The sequence below is a fragment of the Thalassoglobus sp. JC818 genome, assembly GCF_040717535.1.
Classification (GTDB): Bacteria; Planctomycetota; Planctomycetia; order Planctomycetales; family Planctomycetaceae; genus Thalassoglobus.
Map to the genome: position 1 here is coordinate 1,003,996 of NZ_JBFEFI010000001.1, position 19,813 is coordinate 1,023,808.

Below are 19,813 nucleotides of genomic sequence, written 5' to 3' on the forward strand. Positions count from 1 at the left end.
GGTCCAAGTTGAACAAATTCTGTGATTGGTCATCATGGAACCGGCTCGCCAGAACATGAACCGCTGAGAGATACGAACAGGCCGAAAGTGGAGTGGATTGTCGCGATTATTGTTTCCTTCGGAGTCGGAACCCTGTCCGCAATTTTCGGAGTTGGCGGCGGGTTCATTCTGGTTCCGGTTTTGACAACCATCCTCGACTTCCCAACCCCCATCATTGTCGGTTCCACGGTTTGCTATGTTCTGGGCCCAGCCACAACGGCGATGCTTTACCGTCAGACAAAGTTGCTCGACTGGCGTCTGCCTCTGATCGTTGCCGGCGGATTGTTCACCGGCGTCTTGCTGGGAAGCAATACCCTGAACCGATTGGCGAACTCTTCAAGTGGACAAGGAGGAGCCGAGTCAGTTGTGCTCGGAACTTACCTTGTACTGCTGACGACACTGGGGTTCTTCTCACTTTGGGAGACGGAGCGTGCATTGCAATTTCGACCTGTCCCGCGTGGATGGTTGAAAGAGATTTCCATTCCTCCCATTGTCACTCTTCCAGAATGGAATCGCCAGAAGATGTCGATTCCTGTCCTCGCCTGGTTCGGAGTTTTTGTCGGCTTTCTTTCGGGACTACTGGGGATCAGTGGAGGACTGCTGGTCGTACCCGGATTCCTGTATCTCTTCGGCTTACCCGCCCAAGCCACTGTGGCCAGTTCAATGGTTGTGGTCTGGATCGTGTCCGCTCAAGCCACGCTCGCACATGCCCTGCATGGCAATATTGACCTGAAACTCGTGGCTGCCTTGCTGACCGGTGGAACGATCGGAGCGAGGTTTGGTTCCAGCCTGGGACAACGTCTTGGCTCGCAACAGCTCCGCAGGAATTTTGGAATTCTGGCACTGGCGACCGCGATTCTTGTCGGGCTGAGGCTGTTATTCGCAAAGACCTAACACTCATTTCTCGGTGACAACAATCCTCGAGAATTTCTCATGAAGCAAAGTGATCCGTTCAAAAGTACCTTGACGAGCACGCCGAAAATAAAGACAAATTGGAGGCGTTCATACTTGATGGATTCTCATTAAGAGATTTCATCCCCTTGACGAAGGTGGAGGCTCGATGATGGCAGAACGCAGGGATGCGGTTCCAAAACTCTTTGTCCTTGACACGAATGTCATCCTTCACGATTCCTCGTGCCTGACTCAGTTTGAAGAGAACGACATCGCCCTGCCGATCACGGTTCTCGAGGAACTGGATCAGTTCAAAAAAGGGAGTGGAGACATCCACTTCCATGCTCGCGAGTTTCTTCGATCGCTGGACGAACTCACCGGCGACGTCATGTGCCCTGAAGGGGCGTCGATTGGCCCCACTCTCGGAAACATCCGGGTTCTGCTCGGTGAGCCGATGAAGCCTCGGCTCAAAGAACTTCTCATCAGTGATTCAGCTGACCATCGCATTCTCAACTCCGCTTTGTCGCTGCAAGCTGCGGAACCTGATCGTCAGGTGATTCTGATCTCGAAGGATTCCAACCTTCGCCTGAAAGCCAAAGCTTTCGAACTGCCTGCTCAGGACTACCACACAGACAAAGTCGCCAGCGTCGACTCGCTTTACTCAGGCACCCGCACTGTTTGCGATCTTCCCGGTGCATTGATCGACAGGTTTTACGAGACGCCTGGAGAGGTCGATCTGGCCGACATTCCTGAACTCTCAAATCCGATTTCGAACGAAAACTTTGTCCTCAAGAATGGCTCAAAATCCGCACTCGTACGTCGACCGGGAATGAGTCCATTTCTGACCCGCATCCCGAAACCGTCTGCCTTCGGAATTACTGCCCGGAACGCGGAGCAGGCCTTCGCCATGTCTGCCCTGCTCGATGATTCGATCAAACTTGTCACGATCACCGGCAAAGCTGGCTCGGGGAAGACAATTCTTGCACTCGCTGCGGGACTTGAGTGCCGCAAAGAGTATCGACAAATCCTTCTCAGTCGCCCGACGGTTCCGTTGAGCAATCGCGATCTCGGATTCTTGCCCGGAGATATCTCTGCGAAACTCGACCCGTACATGCAGCCGCTCTTCGACAATTTGTCAGTCATTCGACAAGAAAACGGAGGAGGCGAAAGCGGCGACAAGATTCAGGAACTGCTCGATCGGCAAAAGCTTGAAATCACTCCCCTCGCTTACATTCGCGGACGAAGCTTGCAGCGAGTCTTCTTCATCGTCGACGAAGCTCAGAACCTCACGCCGCACGAAATCAAAACGATTATTACCCGATCAGGAGAAGGGACGAAGATCATTCTGACCGGAGACATCCGGCAGATCGATCATCCCTATCTCGACTCTCGTTCGAACGGGTTGACCTATCTCATCAACCGCATGATTGATCAGCCAATCTACGCTCACATCAGCCTGCAAAAGAGCGAACGCTCTGAATTGGCCGAACTTGCCAGTGACCTGCTGTAAGCGACAGCTTTAGGAAGGTGATCTCGCCTGCATGAGCAACTCGCGTCACTCATTGAACGAATGACGCGAGCTCAAGCAAGCATTGCGAGTAGCAGAGCAGTCCGGGAGCTCTTTCAAATTTGGTTTGCACTGACTCGCACGAGCAAACTCAGCTTTCGAATGAAAGAGACCTCACAAGCGAGTGCATTGGACAGAGCAACTTGCTCTAAACCTCGTCGATTTCGGTTTCACGCAGAAATTTTGCGGCGTTCTCCGGCGCGACGGTGTTGATGTAGAACCCGCTGCCCCACTCAAACCCAGCGACCCGACTCAACCTCGGGAAAAGTTCGATGTGCCAGCGGTAGTGAGGGAGATCCTGGCTCGAAAACGGAGCGGAGTGGATGACGTAGTTATACGGCGGATCGTCGAGCCCCAACTCCATTTTCGTCAGAACTGTCTTCATCACGTTCCCGAGATCTTCGACCATCGGCTTGGTGATGCTTTCGTAGTGGCTGGACTGCTGCCTCGGAAGAATCCAGGTCTCAAACGGGAAACGGCTCGCAAACGGGCAGAAGACAACAAAGTGCTCGCTTTCAAGCACGATGCGGGTCTCGGTCGCCAGCTCCTGTTGAATCATATCTGCAAAGATGCAGCGGCCGCGATAGTCATAGAAGGACTTCGAACCATTCAACTCTTCCTGAATGGTCACCGGTACAATCGGGCTGACGATCAGTTGTGAGTGCGAGTGATCAAGCGACGCACCGGCCCGGGCTCCCTTGTTCTTGAAGATCAAACCGTGAACGAGCCGCATATCGCGTTTCAGATCGACGAGCCGATCGTGGTAGACCCAGAGCACTTCTCGAATGTTCTCGACACTGAGTCGCGACATATTCATTTCACGGTGCGGACACTCGACAATCACTTCGTGAGCACCGATCGCGTTCATCATGTCGTAGATGCCGACGCCCCGTTTATCGAGGTCGCCATCGATCGTCACAGCTGGGAATTTGTTGGGGATGACGCGGACTCGCCAGCCCGGTTCATTCGGACCGCCGGAATTGCGATATGCCAGAATTTCGGGTGTCGTCGCATCTTCATTTCCCTCGAGAAAGGGATCAAACCCATCCGTTGGCAGTTCGCTTTCTTCAGCAACTCCTTGTGGTCGAGCCAGTCGTTCGGGGGCGATAATGACCCACCGCCCCACGATCGGGTCTTTGCGAAGTTCCTGAATTTTTTTGGGTTCGGCCATCACGTGAATCCTTTGAAGATCATTCGCAGCGAGCTCAACGCAGCTTATCGTTCAATGACCACCACAGAAACCGTGGAACGGGAGCAAACATCGAAAGGACACTCAGTGTGTGACTGAGAAGGCAAATATCACCGCACTCGAACAGTGAGCAATCGGCAAAAAAAACGGGACGCCCTCAATTGATGAGAGCGTCCCGAGATCGATATGAGAGCACATGACGTCAAGATGACGTCATGAGTCTTATTCAGCAGCTGGTGGCAATTTGCCTTTGTCGAGCAGATCGCCGTAAGAGCCGTCGTCGCCGTTTTTGGCTTTTGCAGCTTCTCCAAGAGCTTCTGCAATTTTGTCAGCGTCTTTGACGTTCTTTTCGCCAAGAGCTTTTCCGAGCGCCTTGCCGTAGTCGCTCACAACTTTCTTGTTTTTGCCACCTTCACCGTGACAAACACCGCATTTCAGCTCTTTTGCTTCAGCGATATCGTACTTGACCAGGAAGGCCTTCAAGTACTGAGGTCGAGCTTCAGCTTGCTTCGGAGCAGCCGCAAACAATCCAATCACTCCGAAAAGAGCCACAAATGTCAACGCCTTCTTCATTCAAATTCCTCCAAGCTTCATGAGTTGCAGTTCGACGGTGTAATCTTCGGCAGATGGCATGGAATGCCGCCAAATCGATTGTCAAAAGTAGGTGCAGTCCTTCAACACGGCACCGTCCAAAGCTAAAGATTAGACTTGCGCTATCTGTCCGTGTCAACAGTCTTCACTGAGATGCGAAGCTGCCCGAAGCGTCGTCAATTGCCTGATCGGATCAAACAGCACAATCAGGACGCTTCTTGAGCATCAACGTCATCTCAGCGGTAACCTTGACTCGAACACACATTCAGTCTCAGCAAACAGAGCGCCAGTTTCGTAAAAAAGAGCAGAAGCTGGTGCTCTCGGGATTCTCGATTCACTCGGACTCTCTTCCGCAGTTTCTCACACACTTCGAAAACTTGTGACTGATTCGGTTTCGAGATTGTGAGTCTCAGCGTTTGATCTGACTCAGAAGATCGCTTTGACGAGAGAACAAAGCCCCTCATTGTCGGTCAGGCGATGGATCTTTAGAATCCGGCTTACCTCGGGATGGCGTACCGGAATGGTTCGCTGAGATCCTGAGGGCCAACGATGAAGAGAAGACGACTTCGGAAAGTCGATACGAGAGAGCCCTACGCACGAAGGAGGTGCAGATGTCGCAGATTTATGAAGCCGAATTACAAACAGCAATCGAAGCCGTTCGCAAGGCATCACAGATCTGTCGATCCGTTCAGGGAAGAATCGATGGCGAAAAGATGGACAAAGCTGATCGTTCCCCGGTGACGATCGCGGACTACGCAAGCCAGGCGATCATTTGCTCGACGCTGCGAGCCAGTTTTCCTGAAGACCTCATCGTTGCAGAAGAAGATGCACGCGATCTGCGGACGGGCGAATGTGCTCCGTTCCTCGATCAAATTGTTGAAGAAGTAAAAGCGGTTGAAGACTCCCCCACCGCTGAACAGGTTCTCGATTGGATCGACTTCGGAAATCATACTGGCGCAACCTCTCGCTTCTGGACGCTCGACCCAATTGACGGCACCAAAGGTTTCCTGCGAAAAGAACAGTACGCCATTTCATTGGCGCTTATTGTCGACGGCGAGATCCAAGTCGCTGCACTGGCGTGCCCTAACCTGCGTGCCACGGATGCTTGGGACAATGCTCGTGGAGTCATCTTTACAGCAGTCCGAGGCATGGGCGCTCGATTGTGTCCCCTCGATCTCCCAGAAGTCACGCCGCATACTGTCCGAGTCTCCGGAACTCGATCAGCTTCTGCCGCACGGATGTGTGAATCAGTGGAATCGGGACACAGCTCTCACGACTGGTCTTCGCGAATTCTCACAGCTCTCGGGTCGACTTCCGACGCAGTTCGCCTCGACAGCCAAGCCAAGTATGGCGTTCTCGCTCGCGGAGAAGCGGATGTTTATCTCCGACTTCCAGTTCGAAAAGACTACGCAGAGAAAATCTGGGACCACGCGGGTGGAGTGCTGGTTGTGGAGGAAGCTGGGGGAACCGTCACGGACATTGACGGCAAGCCGCTCGACTTTTCTCAGGGAACGACTCTCAAGTCAAACCGAGGAGTTGTTGCAACGAATGGGCTCTTGCATGATGACATTCTCGCCGCTGTTCAATCCAGTGCGGAAGCTCCGACAGCAGAAGCTTGATTCGTTCAAATCTTCCTTCCCAATCGGATGAGTAACGTATCGATCACGACTCGCATGCTTGCCTGACATCTTGAAAGAATCGGCGAGTCGTCCCTGACTTGTTCCCCGTTCACATTCACCTGCTGTGGACTTTGTTACCTCCATGGAACCGTTTGCAATCGTCCTGACTCTCGGGGTCGTCATCGCCGCCATCATAGCCATGATGGTCTCGCGAGCGGGTCCCGACCTGATTCTGCTGGCCGGACTGACGGTCTTAATTATCGCGGGCGTCGTCCCGTCGAAGGCGGCGGTGTCGGGATTCGCGAACGAAGGACTCATCACAGTCGCTGTCTTGTTCATCGTCGCTGAAGGACTGGAGCAGACAGGCGCGATTGGGCACTTGATTCAACGCATGCTGGGACTTCCCAAGTCGCGGCTCAACGCTTTGATGCGGCTCATGTTTCCAACAGCGGCCATGAGCGCGTTTTTGAACAACACCCCCGTCGTGGCGATCATGTTGCCGGTCCTCGATGACTGGGCCAAGAAATGCAGACTGGCTGCCTCTCAGCTGATGATGCCTCTCAGCTTTGCGACAATCCTGGGAGGACTCTGCACTGTTCTCGGAACAAGCACAACCGTCGTTGTGAATGAACTCGTTCGTGATGAGGGACTTCGCCCCTTGAGTCTGTTCGAGCCGGGGTTGATCGGGCTTCCCTGCTGTCTGGTCGGGCTGACTTACATTTTGCTCACGAGCAAAATTCTCCTTCCCGACCGAAAACCGGCGTCGATGCAGTTCGATGACCCGCGTGAATATACGATTGAGATGCTGGTCGAATCGACAAGCCCTCTCGTCGGCAAGACGATCGAAGACGCGGGGCTTCGACACCTGCCTGGCATGTTCCTGATGGAGATTGATCGCGAAGGACACATCCTGCCGGCGGTCGGTCCGAATGAGCGAATTGTAGCTGGCGACCGCCTTGTTTTTGTCGGTGTGGTCGAATCTGTCGTGGACTTGCAGAAGCTGCCGGGTTTGACTCCAGCCACAAATCAGGTCTTCAAGCTGGACAGCCCGCGGTCCGAACGCTGCCTCATTGAAGCAGTCGCTTCGGACAGTTGTCCCGTTGTTAACATGACCATTCGCGAAGCTCGATTTCGGACCCGATACAACGCGGTCGTCATTGCTGTCTCACGAAACGGACAACGGTTGCGCGGCAAGATTGGCGATATCACGCTGCACGCTGGTGACACGCTTCTCCTCGAAGCTCACACCACTTTTGTCGATGTTCAACGCAACTCGCGTGATTTTTATCTGGTCAGCCGAGTCGCGAATTCGACGCCGCTTCGAAGAGAAAAAGCCTGGATCGCACAGCTTGTATTGATCGGCCTGGTGCTTCTCAACACGGTGTTTCAGTGGGAAATCCTTCCGTCAGCACTGTTGGCTGCGGTGATTCTAATACTCACCGGATGCGTCAAACCGGCGGAAGCTCGAGCGAGCATCGACTGGAGCGTTCTAATTACGATTGCTGCAGGGATCGGAATTGGCGAAGCGATGAAGGCAGAGCACAGCGGAGCTGGGCCGTTTGTAGCTGAGTACCTCACCGGTTTCGCGAATGGAGAACCAATCATCGCGCTGGCGATCATCTATGGAATCACGATGGTGTTCACGAATCTCATCACCGCGAAAGCGGCAGCGACGCTCCTCTTCCCAGTTGCCATCTCAACGGCTGGATCACTCGATGCGAACGCAATGCCGTTTGTGGTCGCGGTGATGATTGCGGCAGCAGCGAGCTTTGCGACTCCCGTCGGCTATCAAACGAACCTTATGGTTCAGGGGCCCGGAGGTTATCGCTATGCCGACTATTTGAGATTCGGAGGTCCACTCAGCCTGCTGCTCTGGCTGGTGTCAGTTCTTGTCATCCCCTTCTGGTGGAATTTCTAGAAAACACCCGAGAACAGTCGTCCAATCAAGCTCTACGGCTTGAGCACCAGTTGTCGCACATCCATGACGGCTTTGGCTGCCAGTCGTTGAGGACGAATCTCGATTTGATACCTGCCAGCTTTCGGAAACTTGAGTTCTCCGACCGAGCGAAGTTTGAAGTTCTGGAAGTGCCCCGTCTCTTCGACGACATATTCAATAGTTTGAAGAACATCATCCTCATGTGTGAGCACAAAATTGACGTCGCTTCCCCCCTGCCCTTTTCCGCACCCCTGAAACACTTCCAGCTGAGCTGAGCAAGCTTGATCAACTTGAATCGTCCAAGAGACCCAATCTTGAGGGTTCGTCCAGTACCCAATTGTGTTCTTGTGCGGCTGCGGTTCAAACCGAAGTTTGGTCCCGGTGACATCTGCGTTGTGAGCGGGCAGAACTGTTTCAGCATCTGTTTTGAGAACTGTGACGATCTTCTCGGTCCCGAGTACCGGCGGATCGAGTAGTTCGACGCGAACAGTTTGAGGCCCCTGCTCCGGAGGACTTGCCAGACTGATGACCCATTCCTCCGGCTCTGGCACGAATTTGAGTTCCATGTCGGAATCTTGCTGCCAAGAGACCGTCTTCAAGCGGCTGTGCAATCGGGGAATTCTCAATTCCTGCTTCAACTTGGGATCATTGATTTCGAACAGCAGAACCATCCCATCGATTCGAACTCCATCTGCGTTCCCCAGAATCTTCGCAGCGTCGACCGGCGAAACGTCCTTTGCAGTCGATTTGTCTTCTGCGAAAGAGTCCGCTGCCGATATCACCAGCAAACCAACAACTGCGAGAATTAAAGCAACCACGCGGACTGATCGGTTCTGAGCGTCTCTCATTCTTGGCTTTCTTCTTTGGAGTCAGCGGGAGTTGTTTCGTCGATTGTTGTTTCGGAACCGGAAGTCGATGTAGCCGCAGCCTGATTCTCGGACTCTCGTTTTTCGGCGGCAGGAACTCCGACCAGCGGAAGATCAGTATGTCGATGGAGTGGAGAGTCGCTCAAATCAATGACGTCGAGTGGTGTTCCGTCTTCGTAACGTCGTAGCAGGAAATAAATGACCGTCGCGGAAGACCAGAAAAAGCTGAATGCGTATGCGACCGGAATCATCGCGACGATTCCGGAACAGAAGCGAAGAACATGCTGCGAGGGTGCATTTGGGTTCTCTGACAGCGAAGACTGAGACAATTCCGTCAGCGATTCCCAGCCTGTCAACGTGGACTCGAATCCTAGGCCCGCTCCGACCGAACGGAGAGTCATGAGCAGGGTGAATTCCGTTGCCCAATAGACCACTGCCAGCGAAACCCAACCGATGGTCAGTGTCAGCACAATGAGAAAGACGGCATACCACGGACGATTCCACAAGTAGCTGAACGTGCGGCTGAAAGCATCGAACGAATCGTTCCGTTCCACAGAAGAAGAAACGAACATCAGAGGCCACCCAACAAGCAATCCGATCAGAATTACAGCCATCAACAGACCGACCACAATCAACGGAATCCAGGCGAGGGCAACTCCCCATTCTCCAATGTACGGAATCCGTCCCAGCAAGCCTGAGAACCACCCGATTCCCCAGAAGAACATCAATCCGAGTGCCGGGATCAACGGAGCACAGATCGCCATGGGAAACTGACCGCCTGCGAATTTCATGTCCCTCGCAACCCATCGACGGTTGGCTGTGAATTCCCGGGCAGCCATGCGACTGATCGCTCCTCCGAAGAAGGCGCAGATCGATAGACCGAATATCAACTCGACAAACCCTTGAAGCGACGCATGCCTCAAGAAACGCAGTGAACTCCCAGTGACTGTGGTCACCGGAAAGAGTGGACTGACGAATTTCGAGTCGCCGCGCATCTCTTCGATCGGATGCAGTTCGTCTCCAGAGACGAAGAGACCGTTCAAATAACGTCGCGTCTCGACGAGAGAAGTTTCTGACTCGAGTTGCGCGACTTCCGCATCGATCTCCTCCTCGAGAGAAATTGAGACTTCAGCTTGATCAGTCTCTTCAGAAACAGCCTCGAATATCTGTTCCGGAGCTGTCTTTGAAAAGATGCGATGACTGGCTGACAGGCCGATTGACCAAAGCAACACAGCGATCAACGCAGTCAATAGAATTTGATAATCGACCGCGAAGCGTGCGCTGCGAAAGATCCTGAGCCACGGAAACCAGCGCTGAAACTGCGCTGTATTCGATAGAAAGACCTTCTGTTCGACAGGAGTTTGAGGATCGTCAGTATTCATAGATTGAAGGAATCGTGCTCGAAGTGTCACAGAGAGTGGACCATGAACGGACAGTATAAAGGAAAGTGGTTTTTATAAAGCAAAGCGAGTCTTTCCGCCCATACGGCAGAGGGTCTCTTCTCAGACGATTCAAATTCTCAAACTTCTGCGATTGTGCAAAGCTGTGAGAAAAATGGTCTAATGAAGAGCCGTTTTCAGCAACGACTTCTCGCACTCAGAACCGGAGCATCGATGCCTTCGAAGATCATCCAATTCGCCATTCTGTTTTCTCTCTTGGGTGGAAGCACTTTTTCCGCTTCCGTCTGGGGTCTTGAAAAAGCGGAGGCCACTTCGCCGAACATCGTCTTCATTCTCGCAGACGACATGGGCTATGGCGATCCGGGCTGTTACAACAGCGAATCGAAGTGCGAGACTCCGTATCTCAACGAACTCGCTTCGCAGGGAATGAAATTCACAGACGCACACACGGCGGGCTCGGTGTGTGTTCCGTCACGATTCGGGCTGTTGACTGGCAAGTATCCGTTTCTCGCGAAGCTTGACTGGCGACGACAAGCAGTCATCCCGGAAGACCAACTGACGGTTCCGCAGCTATTGCAGCAGAACGGATATCAGACAGCGATGGTCGGGAAGTGGCATCTTGGTTTTGAAGATGGTCCAGACTACGACTATTCCAAGCCGCTCCTGGGCGGACCAGTACACAGAGGGTTCGATTCGTTCTTCGGGATGCATGCCTCTCTCGATATCCCACCGTACTTCTACATGGAAGACGATCGGGCCACTGCCGCTCCGACGGAGACTGTGGGTGACAACAACACTGAAGGCTGGAGTCCGATTCAGGGAGCTTTCTGGAGGGGCGGACCAATCGCTCCCGACTTTCAGCACGATCAGGTTCTGGACCGGTTTGCATCCGAAGCAGAGAGCACACTGGAGAAAATCAGTGGGAATGACAAACCATTCTTTCTGTTCGTCACACTCCCATCGCCACACACTCCATGGGTTCCAGCTGAGAAATTTCGCGGCAGCGGAGAGGCGGGACTCTACAGCGAATTCGTGGCACATGTTGATAATGTCGTAGGCCGAATTCTCAACGAGCTGGAACGTCGCGGAAAGTCGGATGAGACAATGGTCATTTTCACAAGTGACAACGGACCGGTTTGGTATGACGAAGATGAAGAACGCTTCCAGCATTTCTCCGCAGGACCACTGCGCGGGATGAAAGGCGATTCCTGGGAAGGTGGACACCGGGTGCCGTTCATCGTTCGCTGGCCGGGAAAAGTTGCTCCGGGATCGGAGTGTGACCACTTAATCGGGTTCGTCGATCTCATCGCAACTGTCGGAGATTTGTTGAACGTGGAACTGCCTGCCACAGCTGGTCCGAACAGCGTGAGCTTCCTCGACTCCATGACCGGAGAAGCTGCGACCAGCCCGCGAGAGACAATTGTCCTCCACCACAGCGGAACTGTCGTGCGAAAAGGACCCTGGAAGCTGATCAATCATCTTGGTTCGGGAGGCTTCAGTCCTCCGAAGAAAGTGAAACACGAGCCGGGACTTCCTGAGGGTCAGCTCTACAATCTTTCCAATGATCTCGGAGAAACCAAAAACCTCTGGGAAGAAAATCCAGAATTGGTCAGAGAGTTGCTTATGCACCTCGACACAGTCAAATCCCCCTGAATGCCCCCGCCTGAGTTGGAGCCACCGTCAACCAACAAGTCATGACGCTGCAATCAGCTTGAGAACGTCTCTCTGCTTTCTCACAGCCCGTTGCTTGAGCAAATTGATCGACAACCGCAGAGAATTCGAGTCGGGTGTGAGACAGTTCACACTTGGTAAGAAGAACTGATGAATTTGAGAGATTCCCGTCGATCAAGGGTTGTCGTGAAAGAGTTAGCGTGCAGGATGGGGAAGTCGGAACAACTATCGCGCTCGTCGGAGGAAATGGATGCCAGGTTCACAATTGCAAGTCGCTCACGATGTCGAATTTCTCGAAGACGTCATTATCGGCTTGGGGCAAGATCAGAAAACTCTTCCTTCGAAATACTTATACGACAAGTTGGGCTCTGAACTCTTTGAAGAAATCTGCCAGCTCGACGAGTACTATCCGACCCGGACGGAACTCTCGATCATGGAGACTCACATCGAAGAGATGAGTCGCACGATCGGTCCCGATCATGTTCTTCTCGAACTCGGTAGCGGAGCAAGTGTCAAAACTCGTCTGTTGTTGCAGTCGTTGTCACATCTAGCTGCTTACGTCCCGTTCGACATTTCAGAATCTGCGCTCGAAGAAGCGGTCACCAAACTGAGCGAAGAGTTTCCGCACCTGCATATCCATCCCGTTTGCGGGGACTTTATGCAAGAGATCTCTATTCCAGAACTCAATGTCGACTATTCCGGATCGGTGACCTACTTCCCCGGATCAACGATTGGGAACCTGACTCACGATAAAGCTGTCGAATTGCTGCAGCGAATCCGTCGTGTCGACGAACAATCCGACCTGCTAATCGGAGTCGACCTCGAGAAAGACCGCTCCGTTTTGTTGAACGCTTACAACGATCGCGAAGGCGTCACGGCAGCCTTCAACCTCAACTTGCTGCGACGAATCAATCGGGAGTTGAACGCGAACTTCGATTTGAATCAATTCGAACATCGAGCTGTCTACAACGAGACAGCACATCGAATCGAAATGCATCTCGTCAGTCTGACAGATCAGACAGTCACCGTTGCGGATCGGGAGTTCCGATTCCAATCGGGCGAGTTCATCTGCACTGAGCATTCGCACAAGTACACGATCGATCGCTTTAGAACGCTCGCTGCCGAAGCGGACTTTGATGTCGCCCAATCCTGGACCGACACGAATGACTGGTTTGCAGTCCTTCTGTTGACTCCAGGCGAATCAACAGCTTCGGAAACTCCGAGCAGCGGTTAAGGCAAGCCAAAAGCCGTTCGCCGCTTCATCACTTCGCTGTGATCGATGAACGGACGTGCTTACTTTCAATTTCTATTGCGATACGGTTGTACGACGACAACGCCAGCCTGTCAGGAACATCGATGAACGACTCAACCAAAACGATTGCAAGTCTCCTCGATCGGCTTATGGCAGTCCGCCAGTTTTCAGCGAAGATCGTCGATCCACTGGAAACCGAAGATTTCGTGATTCAAACGATGCCTGACGTGAGTCCCACGAAATGGCATCTCGCACACACCACTTGGTTCTTCGAGCAGTTTATTCTGAAGCCGTCGATGCCGGGGTATCGCGTCTTCCATCCCCAGTTCTCATTTCTCTTCAACTCTTATTACAACGCGGTCGGGGAACGCCATCCCCGGATGCAGCGCGGTGTTCTGTCTCGACCAACAGTCCGCGAAGTTCTTGAGTATCGAACCTATGTCGATCAGGCTCTCGAGGACTTTCTGCAACAACCTCCGTCAAACGAGGTCGGCGACTTAATCGAAATCGGAATCAATCATGAACAGCAACATCAGGAATTGATGCTGACCGACATCAAGCACGTTCTCAGTTGCAATCCGCTCCGGCCCGCCTACCGGGTGAATCTGAACGAGTTCAAAGCCAGCGAGACTGCCCCCTTGATCTGGATTTCCTTCGCTGGCGGCATCACCGAAATTGGAGTGGAAGGCGACGGATTTCATTTCGACAACGAATCGCCTCGGCACGAAGTGCTGAATCGCGACTTTGAACTCGCGAGTCGATTAACTACCAACGGTGAGTATCTGCAGTTTGTCGAGTCCGACGGATATCAGAACCCGTCGCTGTGGCTTTCCGAAGGTTGGGATCAGGTACAGGCCTGTCACTGGAAAGCACCGCTGTACTGGGAACGCATCGATGGAGAATGGCAAGAGTTCACTTTGGGGGGCATGCGGCCGCTCGATCCGCATGCTCCGGTCACTCATGTCAGCTATTTCGAAGCAGACGCCTTCGCGAGATGGTCCAACTGTCGACTCGCCACTGAAGCGGAGTGGGAGACCGTTGGGCAAATTGAGTCAGTTGCTCAATCGAATTCCTTCGTTGGAAACTTTGCAGAAGATGATTTCCTGCACCCCATTGCCTGGCATCCTGAAGCGCAAAAGTCCGGGCAGACAGCGAGCGGGATTCATCAGTTTTACGGAGACGTCTGGGAATGGACGGCAAGTCCATACGTCGCTTACCCGGGGTATCAGCCAGCTCCCGGTGCGATTGGGGAATACAACGGAAAGTTCATGAGCAGCCAGTGGGTCTTAAAGGGCGGATCATGTGCGACATCCAGAACGCACATTCGCCCCTCGTATCGCAACTTCTTCCATCCGGACAAACGCTGGCAGTTTACGGGAATCCGACTCGCGAGATAGCTCCCCGCAACCCCTGAAGTGTCGCTCGAAGCCCGCAAGTTCGGTCCAATTCTGAATTTGAAATGCGAACTTTTCTTTGTTCGCTCGACTCATGCACTGCAAGTCGTCACACTTTCGATTTCCCAACAAAACCCGTTGACGTTTGCAGTATCGACCAATGCCAGAACTGAACAAATACTCAGCACGAATCACCCAACCTCGTTCCCAAGGCGCCTCTCAGGCCATGCTTTATGCAACAGGCATGACTGAGGAGGACATGAACAAAGCTCAAGTCGGAATTGCTTCCTGCTGGTACGAAGGCAATTCGTGCAACATGCACCTGCTCGACTTGGCGGCTCAGGTCAAAGAAGGCGTCGATGCAGCCGATTTACTGGGTATGAGATTTAACACAATTGGCGTCAGCGACGGAATCTCAATGGGAACCGAGGGAATGAGTTTTTCCCTGCAGTCCCGGGATTTGATTGCTGACTCCATCGAAACGGTCATGGGAGCACAGTGGTATGATGCTCTGATCGCTCTGCCCGGTTGCGATAAGAACATGCCCGGCGTGGTGATGGCCATGGCGCGTCAGAATCGACCGTCGATCATGGTTTACGGTGGAACGATCAAGCCGGGCTGCGGTTTGAACAATGAGAAACTCGACATTGTTTCCGCATTTCAGTCGTACGGTGAGTACCTGGCTGGTCGCATTACCGACGAAGAGCGTAAGGAAATCGTGAAACGGTCATGTCCGGGAGCCGGAGCCTGCGGCGGAATGTACACCGCAAACACAATGGCATCAGCGATCGAGACAATGGGAATGACGCTTCCGTATTCCTCATCGATTCCAGCCGAAGACCCTGCGAAATTGCAGGAGTGTCTCGACGCAGGGAAAGCGATTCGAAACCTCCTCGAGAAAGACATCAAACCCCGCGACATCATTACTCGTCAGTCGCTGGAAAACGCGATTGTTCTCATCATGGCGACCGGCGGATCGACGAATGCGGTCCTCCATTTGATTGCGATTGCTCGCAGTGCAGACGTTGAATTGACAATCGATGACTTCCAGGCTGTCTCTGATCGGATTCCTTATCTGGCCGATCTCAAACCGTCCGGAAAATATGTCATGGAAGATCTGCACCGCGTGGGTGGAACGCCCGCTGTGCTGAAGTATCTGCTTGGCAAAGGACTGATCGACGGCGATTGTCTCACCGTCACCGGAAAAACACTCGCTGAGAATCTCGAATCAGTTCCGGCTCTCGATGAAGGTCAGGAGATCGTCCACGACGTCGAGCATCCGATCAAGAAATCGGGGCACTTGCGAATCCTGCGCGGCAACGTCAGCCCTGAAGGGTCAGTGGCCAAGATCACCGGGAAAGAAGGTTTGATCTTCACCGGAACCGCTCTCTGCTACGATAGCGAAGAAGACATGCTCAAAGGTCTCGAGGACGGAGAGATCAAAGGGGGCGAGGTGATCGTGATTCGGTATGAGGGTCCTAAAGGCGGCCCCGGTATGCCGGAGATGTTGACTCCAACTTCTGCAATTATGGGTGCCGGGTTGGGAGACAAAGTCGCATTAATGACAGACGGTCGATTCTCCGGCGGATCGCACGGTTTCATCATTGGACATGTGACGCCGGAAGCACAAGACGGTGGCCCGATTGCCCTGCTTCAAAACGGGGACTCAATCACCATCGACGCAGAATCGAATGAAATCAACGTCGATATCTCGGCGGAAGAACTTGAGCAACGTCGAGCAAAATGGTCGGCTCCTCCTTTCAAAGCCCAGCGTGGAACGCTCTACAAGTACATCAAGAATGTGAAGAGCGCTAGCGAAGGCTGCGTGACCGACGAATAGTGTTGAAGCTGTCAGTTGGTCGGCTCGTGAACCGTTTCCGAAACTCGTCGTGTAGAGTCGCGTTTGTTGTTCGGCGACAGAGAGACGAGTTCACGAGCAATCGATCATGATTGCCGCGTGAATTGATAAGACACTTCGGCGCTTGAAGCGACGATTCGTTGAGCTTCCGATATCACGGAAATTGCCCAGTCACTGAAAAGTCATGAGCGAACAAAGCCTTCAGAAGTGGCGATTCACGGCGAAGCGAGACATTCATCGCCTCATCGAAACAGCTCATACGCTGCGGCGAATCTGGATCTTCGTTCTCATTCTGGGGCTGTATAGTTCCTTCGCGGTTTTGAAAGAGTATTCACAATTCGCGACTCTGCTCGATCTGCCGTCTGACATTTTCGCTCTCTTCGGAGCGATCTTGTCGATCATTCTCGTGTTCCGAACAAACCGCGCTTACGACCGGTGGTGGGAAGCCCGCACACTCTGGGGCAAGCAGGTCAATATCAGCCGCAATCTGGCCATCAAAGTCAACCAGTTCGCTGCCCTCGAACATGGGGAACGACAACATCTTCAGAAGTCGATCGCTGGCTTTGCTTACGCTTTGAAAGACCATCTCCGATCGAAAGCAAAATTGCGTGAGATTCCCGGATGGACGGACGCATCCGAAGATCCCAAGCATGTTCCTGCATGGATCACTCAACAGATTTACGCTCAGATGACTGCTTTGCTTCATCAAAACCGGCTCTCGTCGGATGAGCTTCGAATCTGCGATACCGACTCACACGACTTTCTGAATGTCTGCGGAGGCTGTGAGCGAATTCGAAACACATTGATCGCGGGTTCGTATCGGTCCTACGCGATCAAGTGCTTACTTCTGTACCTGCTGTCCTTGCCTTGGGGATTGGTTGAAGACTTCGGTCTCCTAACGATTCCAGTCACGATGATTGTTGGCTACGTCATGATCGGATTGGAAACCATCGCTGACGATGTCGAAGAACCATTCGGCACCGATCTTGACGATCTCAATCTCGAATCACTCTGCGACACGATCGATCGCACGACAGCGGAGATTCTGGATGTCTCTCCCGTTGGGGCGCCAGCAGGCTAGTCAATGTGACTGCGGGCCATTGACCTAACCTGCCGGCGACGGAGGAAACTTCGACTCTACCAGCGGAATCCTGAGAAACCTCTTGCAAGGTTCTGGATGCGGCAAAAACTCTGCTGGATGTGTGAGTACAAGCCACGGACATTCAGTGAATGACCGGTGTGCTCTTCAACGACATTGGCGACATGCACGATGACTCTCCGAACTCGCTTCCAAAAGTTGTGCTGCTCGCAATCATCCTCACCAGACCCCTGATCGGGATCGGCGTTGACTGTCACTTCGAAGGTTTCTTCGACGTAACCGCCGTCTGCATCAGTCGCACGAACAGTAATTTCGGTCGTTCCGACCTGGCCATCGAGGTAATTCAACGTCAACTGCGATCCATTAAGTGACGTGCCAACGAGCCCGCTGTTGGTATTCCCGACAATTGTCAAAGCGAGGCCAGAGGTTTCGATGTCGGTAAAGACTCCGGAAAGGTCAATCGTAGAAGTGGCTGTTCCTTCTTCGACGGAGACATCGTTAATCGGTGAAACAACAGTCGGAAGATCATTCACCGAATGAACGGTCACCAGGAATGTGTGGTCGACAAATTCTCCATCGGAATCAGTCGCCCGGATGGTCACTTCAACCACACCGAATTGATTCGGCAGGTAACTGAGTGTCAGTTGGTTCCCGTCCAGACTGGTCTCGATCACTCCTGTTTCTGAAAGCGACTGCACAGTCAGTGTCAGGCTTTGGTCTTCGACATCCTGAAACAGGCTTCCCAAGTCGATGACTGTCTGGGAAGCATCTTCGTCGACACTCACGTCGTCGAGCGGCGATTGAACCACTGGTGGATCGTTGACCGAGTTCACGACGACATTCAGAACGTGTTCAACAAAGTCTCCTTGTGAATCCGTTGCCCGGATCGTGACCTGTGCGTCGCCGAATCCATTCTCTGCAAACTGCAATCGCAATTCCTCGCCGACGATACTTGTCGAAACCAATCCTGAATTCGTGTTGCCTTCGATGGTGATCGAGAGAATGGCGTCTTCCGCATCTGAAAACAGACCGGAAAGATCGATGACAACGTCTTCGGCGTCCTCGTCGACATTTACATCCTGAAGAGTCCCAACCACAACCGGTGGTTGGTTAAAGACTTCGATGGTTGTGACTGCAAACGTCTCGTCGACAAACAGTCCCGACGAGTCTGTTGCGCGAATCGTCAAATCACCTGTCACAAGAAGCGATGGATCGGCGAACGAAATCGTCAGTTGGGTCCCTTGAATGGATGTCTGAATCAGCGACGAGTTTGTATTTCGAAAAACACTCAAATCGAGATTGGCATCTTCCGCATCACTAAAGACGTTGGAGAGGTCGACGACAACCGTCTGAACTCCTTGATCGACATTCAAATCGTCGATCGGATTGACAACGATCGGCGGAGTGGAGCTCGGTTCTGTGACAGCGACTGTCAGTTGATGTTCGGCAAATTCTCCGGATGGATCGGTCGCACGAATCGTCAAATCGACTGATGCCATCAGGTTGGGATCTGCAACTCGAACAGTCAGAATTGAACCCTCGATCGATGCCAGAAAGAAGAATGGGTTCGAACTCGATTCGACAGTCAGTGTCAGTGGATCTCCGTTTGGATCGGAGAAGAGGTCCGATAGGTCGTATGTCGCCTGAAAATTTCCTTGTGTGAATTCCAGTGTACCTGGAGGATTCGCAACGACCGGTGCGGCATTGGCTCCACCGAGGACCTGAATCGTGAACTCTTTGGGAGCACCGAGTTGGGCCCCGGCAGCATCGGTCACCTGGATCTGAATCGTGTGTGATGAGTTGCTTTGAGCATCGATCAACGAGCTATCGGTGATGCGTAGTGTCCGACCGTCGATGTGGAATCTTCCGCCCGCATCGTCGACCAGTGTGAATGTATGCGTATCAGAGACATCAGCATCGACGGCGATCAGAATTCCGACAATGGCATTGTCCGGAGCTGAGTCCTCAATGTCGGTAGAAGTGAGGCGAACGTCCGTTGGTGCATTGTTCGTAGTGGCAGCAGCTGCTGTTCCCGACAGCATTTCACGAGACTCTAAAGATTCCAGCTGTGAGTTACTCCGATGGTGCTTTCTTTTTTTCGCTGTCTTGAATTCGTCTTCGAAACACGTTGCCTTCAGTAAGTCACTCAAAGAATTCAACTCGACCTTCACGACGAGGCTCCCCTAGACCAATCGGCACCTGACGATGAAACCTCGCCGGTCCAATCATATTTCCAGATCAAACAGAAACGGATAAAACGAATTCACTCATCGGGGGGATTTGAGGGGCGTAGCCCGATCGAAGCTTAGGTCAACAATTTCACGAGATTCCGAAAATTCTTAGATTTGCAATGATTTCGATGTTGCCGAAAATACACGTTGCTCGCCGCGACGAAGGTTCTCTCGCCAATTCTCACTGCGGTACCTGAAAAACAACTGCAA

General features: G+C 52.8%; 14 protein-coding genes. 9 read left to right on the plus strand and 5 right to left on the minus strand.

Going from position 1 to position 19,813, the window contains the following annotated elements:
- The first annotated feature begins 87 nt into the window (after positions 1–87).
- Both AB1L42_RS03610 and AB1L42_RS03615 read left to right on the plus strand, forming a co-directional pair.
- On the plus strand, positions 88–933 hold the full coding sequence (locus AB1L42_RS03610; RefSeq protein ID WP_367051274.1) for a sulfite exporter TauE/SafE family protein: 846 nt from the start codon (positions 88–90) through the stop codon (positions 931–933).
- Between the two features lie 169 nt (positions 934–1,102).
- Positions 1,103–2,440, plus strand: a complete 1,338-nt coding sequence (locus AB1L42_RS03615) for a PhoH family protein (RefSeq protein ID WP_367051705.1) — start codon at positions 1,103–1,105, stop codon at positions 2,438–2,440.
- 205 nt (positions 2,441–2,645) lie between these two features.
- Here AB1L42_RS03615 and galT read toward each other — a convergent pair whose 3' ends face one another.
- Positions 2,646–3,668, minus strand: a complete 1,023-nt coding sequence (gene galT, locus AB1L42_RS03620; protein WP_367051276.1) for a galactose-1-phosphate uridylyltransferase — start codon at positions 3,666–3,668, stop codon at positions 2,646–2,648.
- Between the two features lie 240 nt (positions 3,669–3,908).
- Positions 3,909–4,259 (minus strand): hypothetical protein, encoded by a 351-nt coding sequence (locus tag AB1L42_RS03625; RefSeq protein WP_367051278.1) that lies wholly within the window; start codon positions 4,257–4,259, stop codon positions 3,909–3,911.
- A 629-nt stretch (positions 4,260–4,888) separates the two neighbouring features.
- Here AB1L42_RS03625 and AB1L42_RS03630 point away from each other — a divergent pair.
- Together AB1L42_RS03630 and AB1L42_RS03635 are read left to right on the plus strand one after the other, a co-directional pair.
- Entirely contained in the window at positions 4,889–5,896 is a 1,008-nt protein-coding gene (locus AB1L42_RS03630) for a 3'(2'),5'-bisphosphate nucleotidase (protein ID WP_367051280.1), read from the plus strand.
- Positions 5,897–6,038: 142 nt separating this feature from the next.
- Entirely contained in the window at positions 6,039–7,814 is a 1,776-nt protein-coding gene (locus AB1L42_RS03635) for an SLC13 family permease (RefSeq protein WP_367051282.1), read from the plus strand.
- A gap of 32 nt (positions 7,815–7,846) precedes the next feature.
- On the opposite strand, the gene AB1L42_RS03640 is transcribed toward AB1L42_RS03635, so the two are convergent.
- Both AB1L42_RS03640 and AB1L42_RS03645 read right to left on the minus strand, forming a co-directional pair.
- Positions 7,847–8,680, minus strand: coding sequence for a hypothetical protein (locus tag AB1L42_RS03640; protein ID WP_367051286.1), 834 nt, complete (start codon positions 8,678–8,680; stop codon positions 7,847–7,849).
- Entirely contained in the window at positions 8,677–10,080 is a 1,404-nt protein-coding gene (locus AB1L42_RS03645) for a hypothetical protein (RefSeq protein ID WP_367051290.1), read from the minus strand. The genes AB1L42_RS03640 and AB1L42_RS03645 overlap by 4 nt, the downstream gene beginning before the upstream one ends.
- A 180-nt stretch (positions 10,081–10,260) precedes the next feature.
- On the opposite strand from AB1L42_RS03645, the gene AB1L42_RS03650 reads away from it, so the two are divergent.
- The 5 genes from AB1L42_RS03650 to AB1L42_RS03670 all read left to right on the plus strand — a co-directional run bounded on the left by AB1L42_RS03650 (position 10,261) and on the right by AB1L42_RS03670 (position 17,354).
- Positions 10,261–11,751, plus strand: coding sequence for an arylsulfatase (locus AB1L42_RS03650; protein WP_367051294.1), 1,491 nt, complete (start codon positions 10,261–10,263; stop codon positions 11,749–11,751).
- A 268-nt stretch (positions 11,752–12,019) separates the two neighbouring features.
- On the plus strand, positions 12,020–13,003 hold the full coding sequence (gene egtD, locus AB1L42_RS03655) for an L-histidine N(alpha)-methyltransferase (protein WP_367051298.1): 984 nt from the start codon (positions 12,020–12,022) through the stop codon (positions 13,001–13,003).
- Between the two features lie 122 nt (positions 13,004–13,125).
- Complete coding sequence (gene egtB / locus AB1L42_RS03660; RefSeq protein WP_367051303.1) at positions 13,126–14,418, plus strand: ergothioneine biosynthesis protein EgtB; 1,293 nt, start codon at positions 13,126–13,128, stop codon at positions 14,416–14,418.
- Between the two features lie 157 nt (positions 14,419–14,575).
- Complete coding sequence (ilvD, locus tag AB1L42_RS03665) at positions 14,576–16,255, plus strand: dihydroxy-acid dehydratase (RefSeq protein WP_367051307.1); 1,680 nt, start codon at positions 14,576–14,578, stop codon at positions 16,253–16,255.
- Between the two features lie 202 nt (positions 16,256–16,457).
- Positions 16,458–17,354, plus strand: a complete 897-nt coding sequence (locus AB1L42_RS03670) for a bestrophin family ion channel (RefSeq protein ID WP_367051311.1) — start codon at positions 16,458–16,460, stop codon at positions 17,352–17,354.
- Positions 17,355–17,410: 56 nt separating this feature from the next.
- On the opposite strand, the gene AB1L42_RS03675 is transcribed toward AB1L42_RS03670, so the two are convergent.
- A complete protein-coding gene (locus AB1L42_RS03675; RefSeq protein WP_367051315.1) occupies positions 17,411–19,414 on the minus strand; it encodes a hypothetical protein in 2,004 nt (667 codons plus the stop codon).
- Between the last annotated feature and the right edge of the window lie 399 nt (positions 19,415–19,813).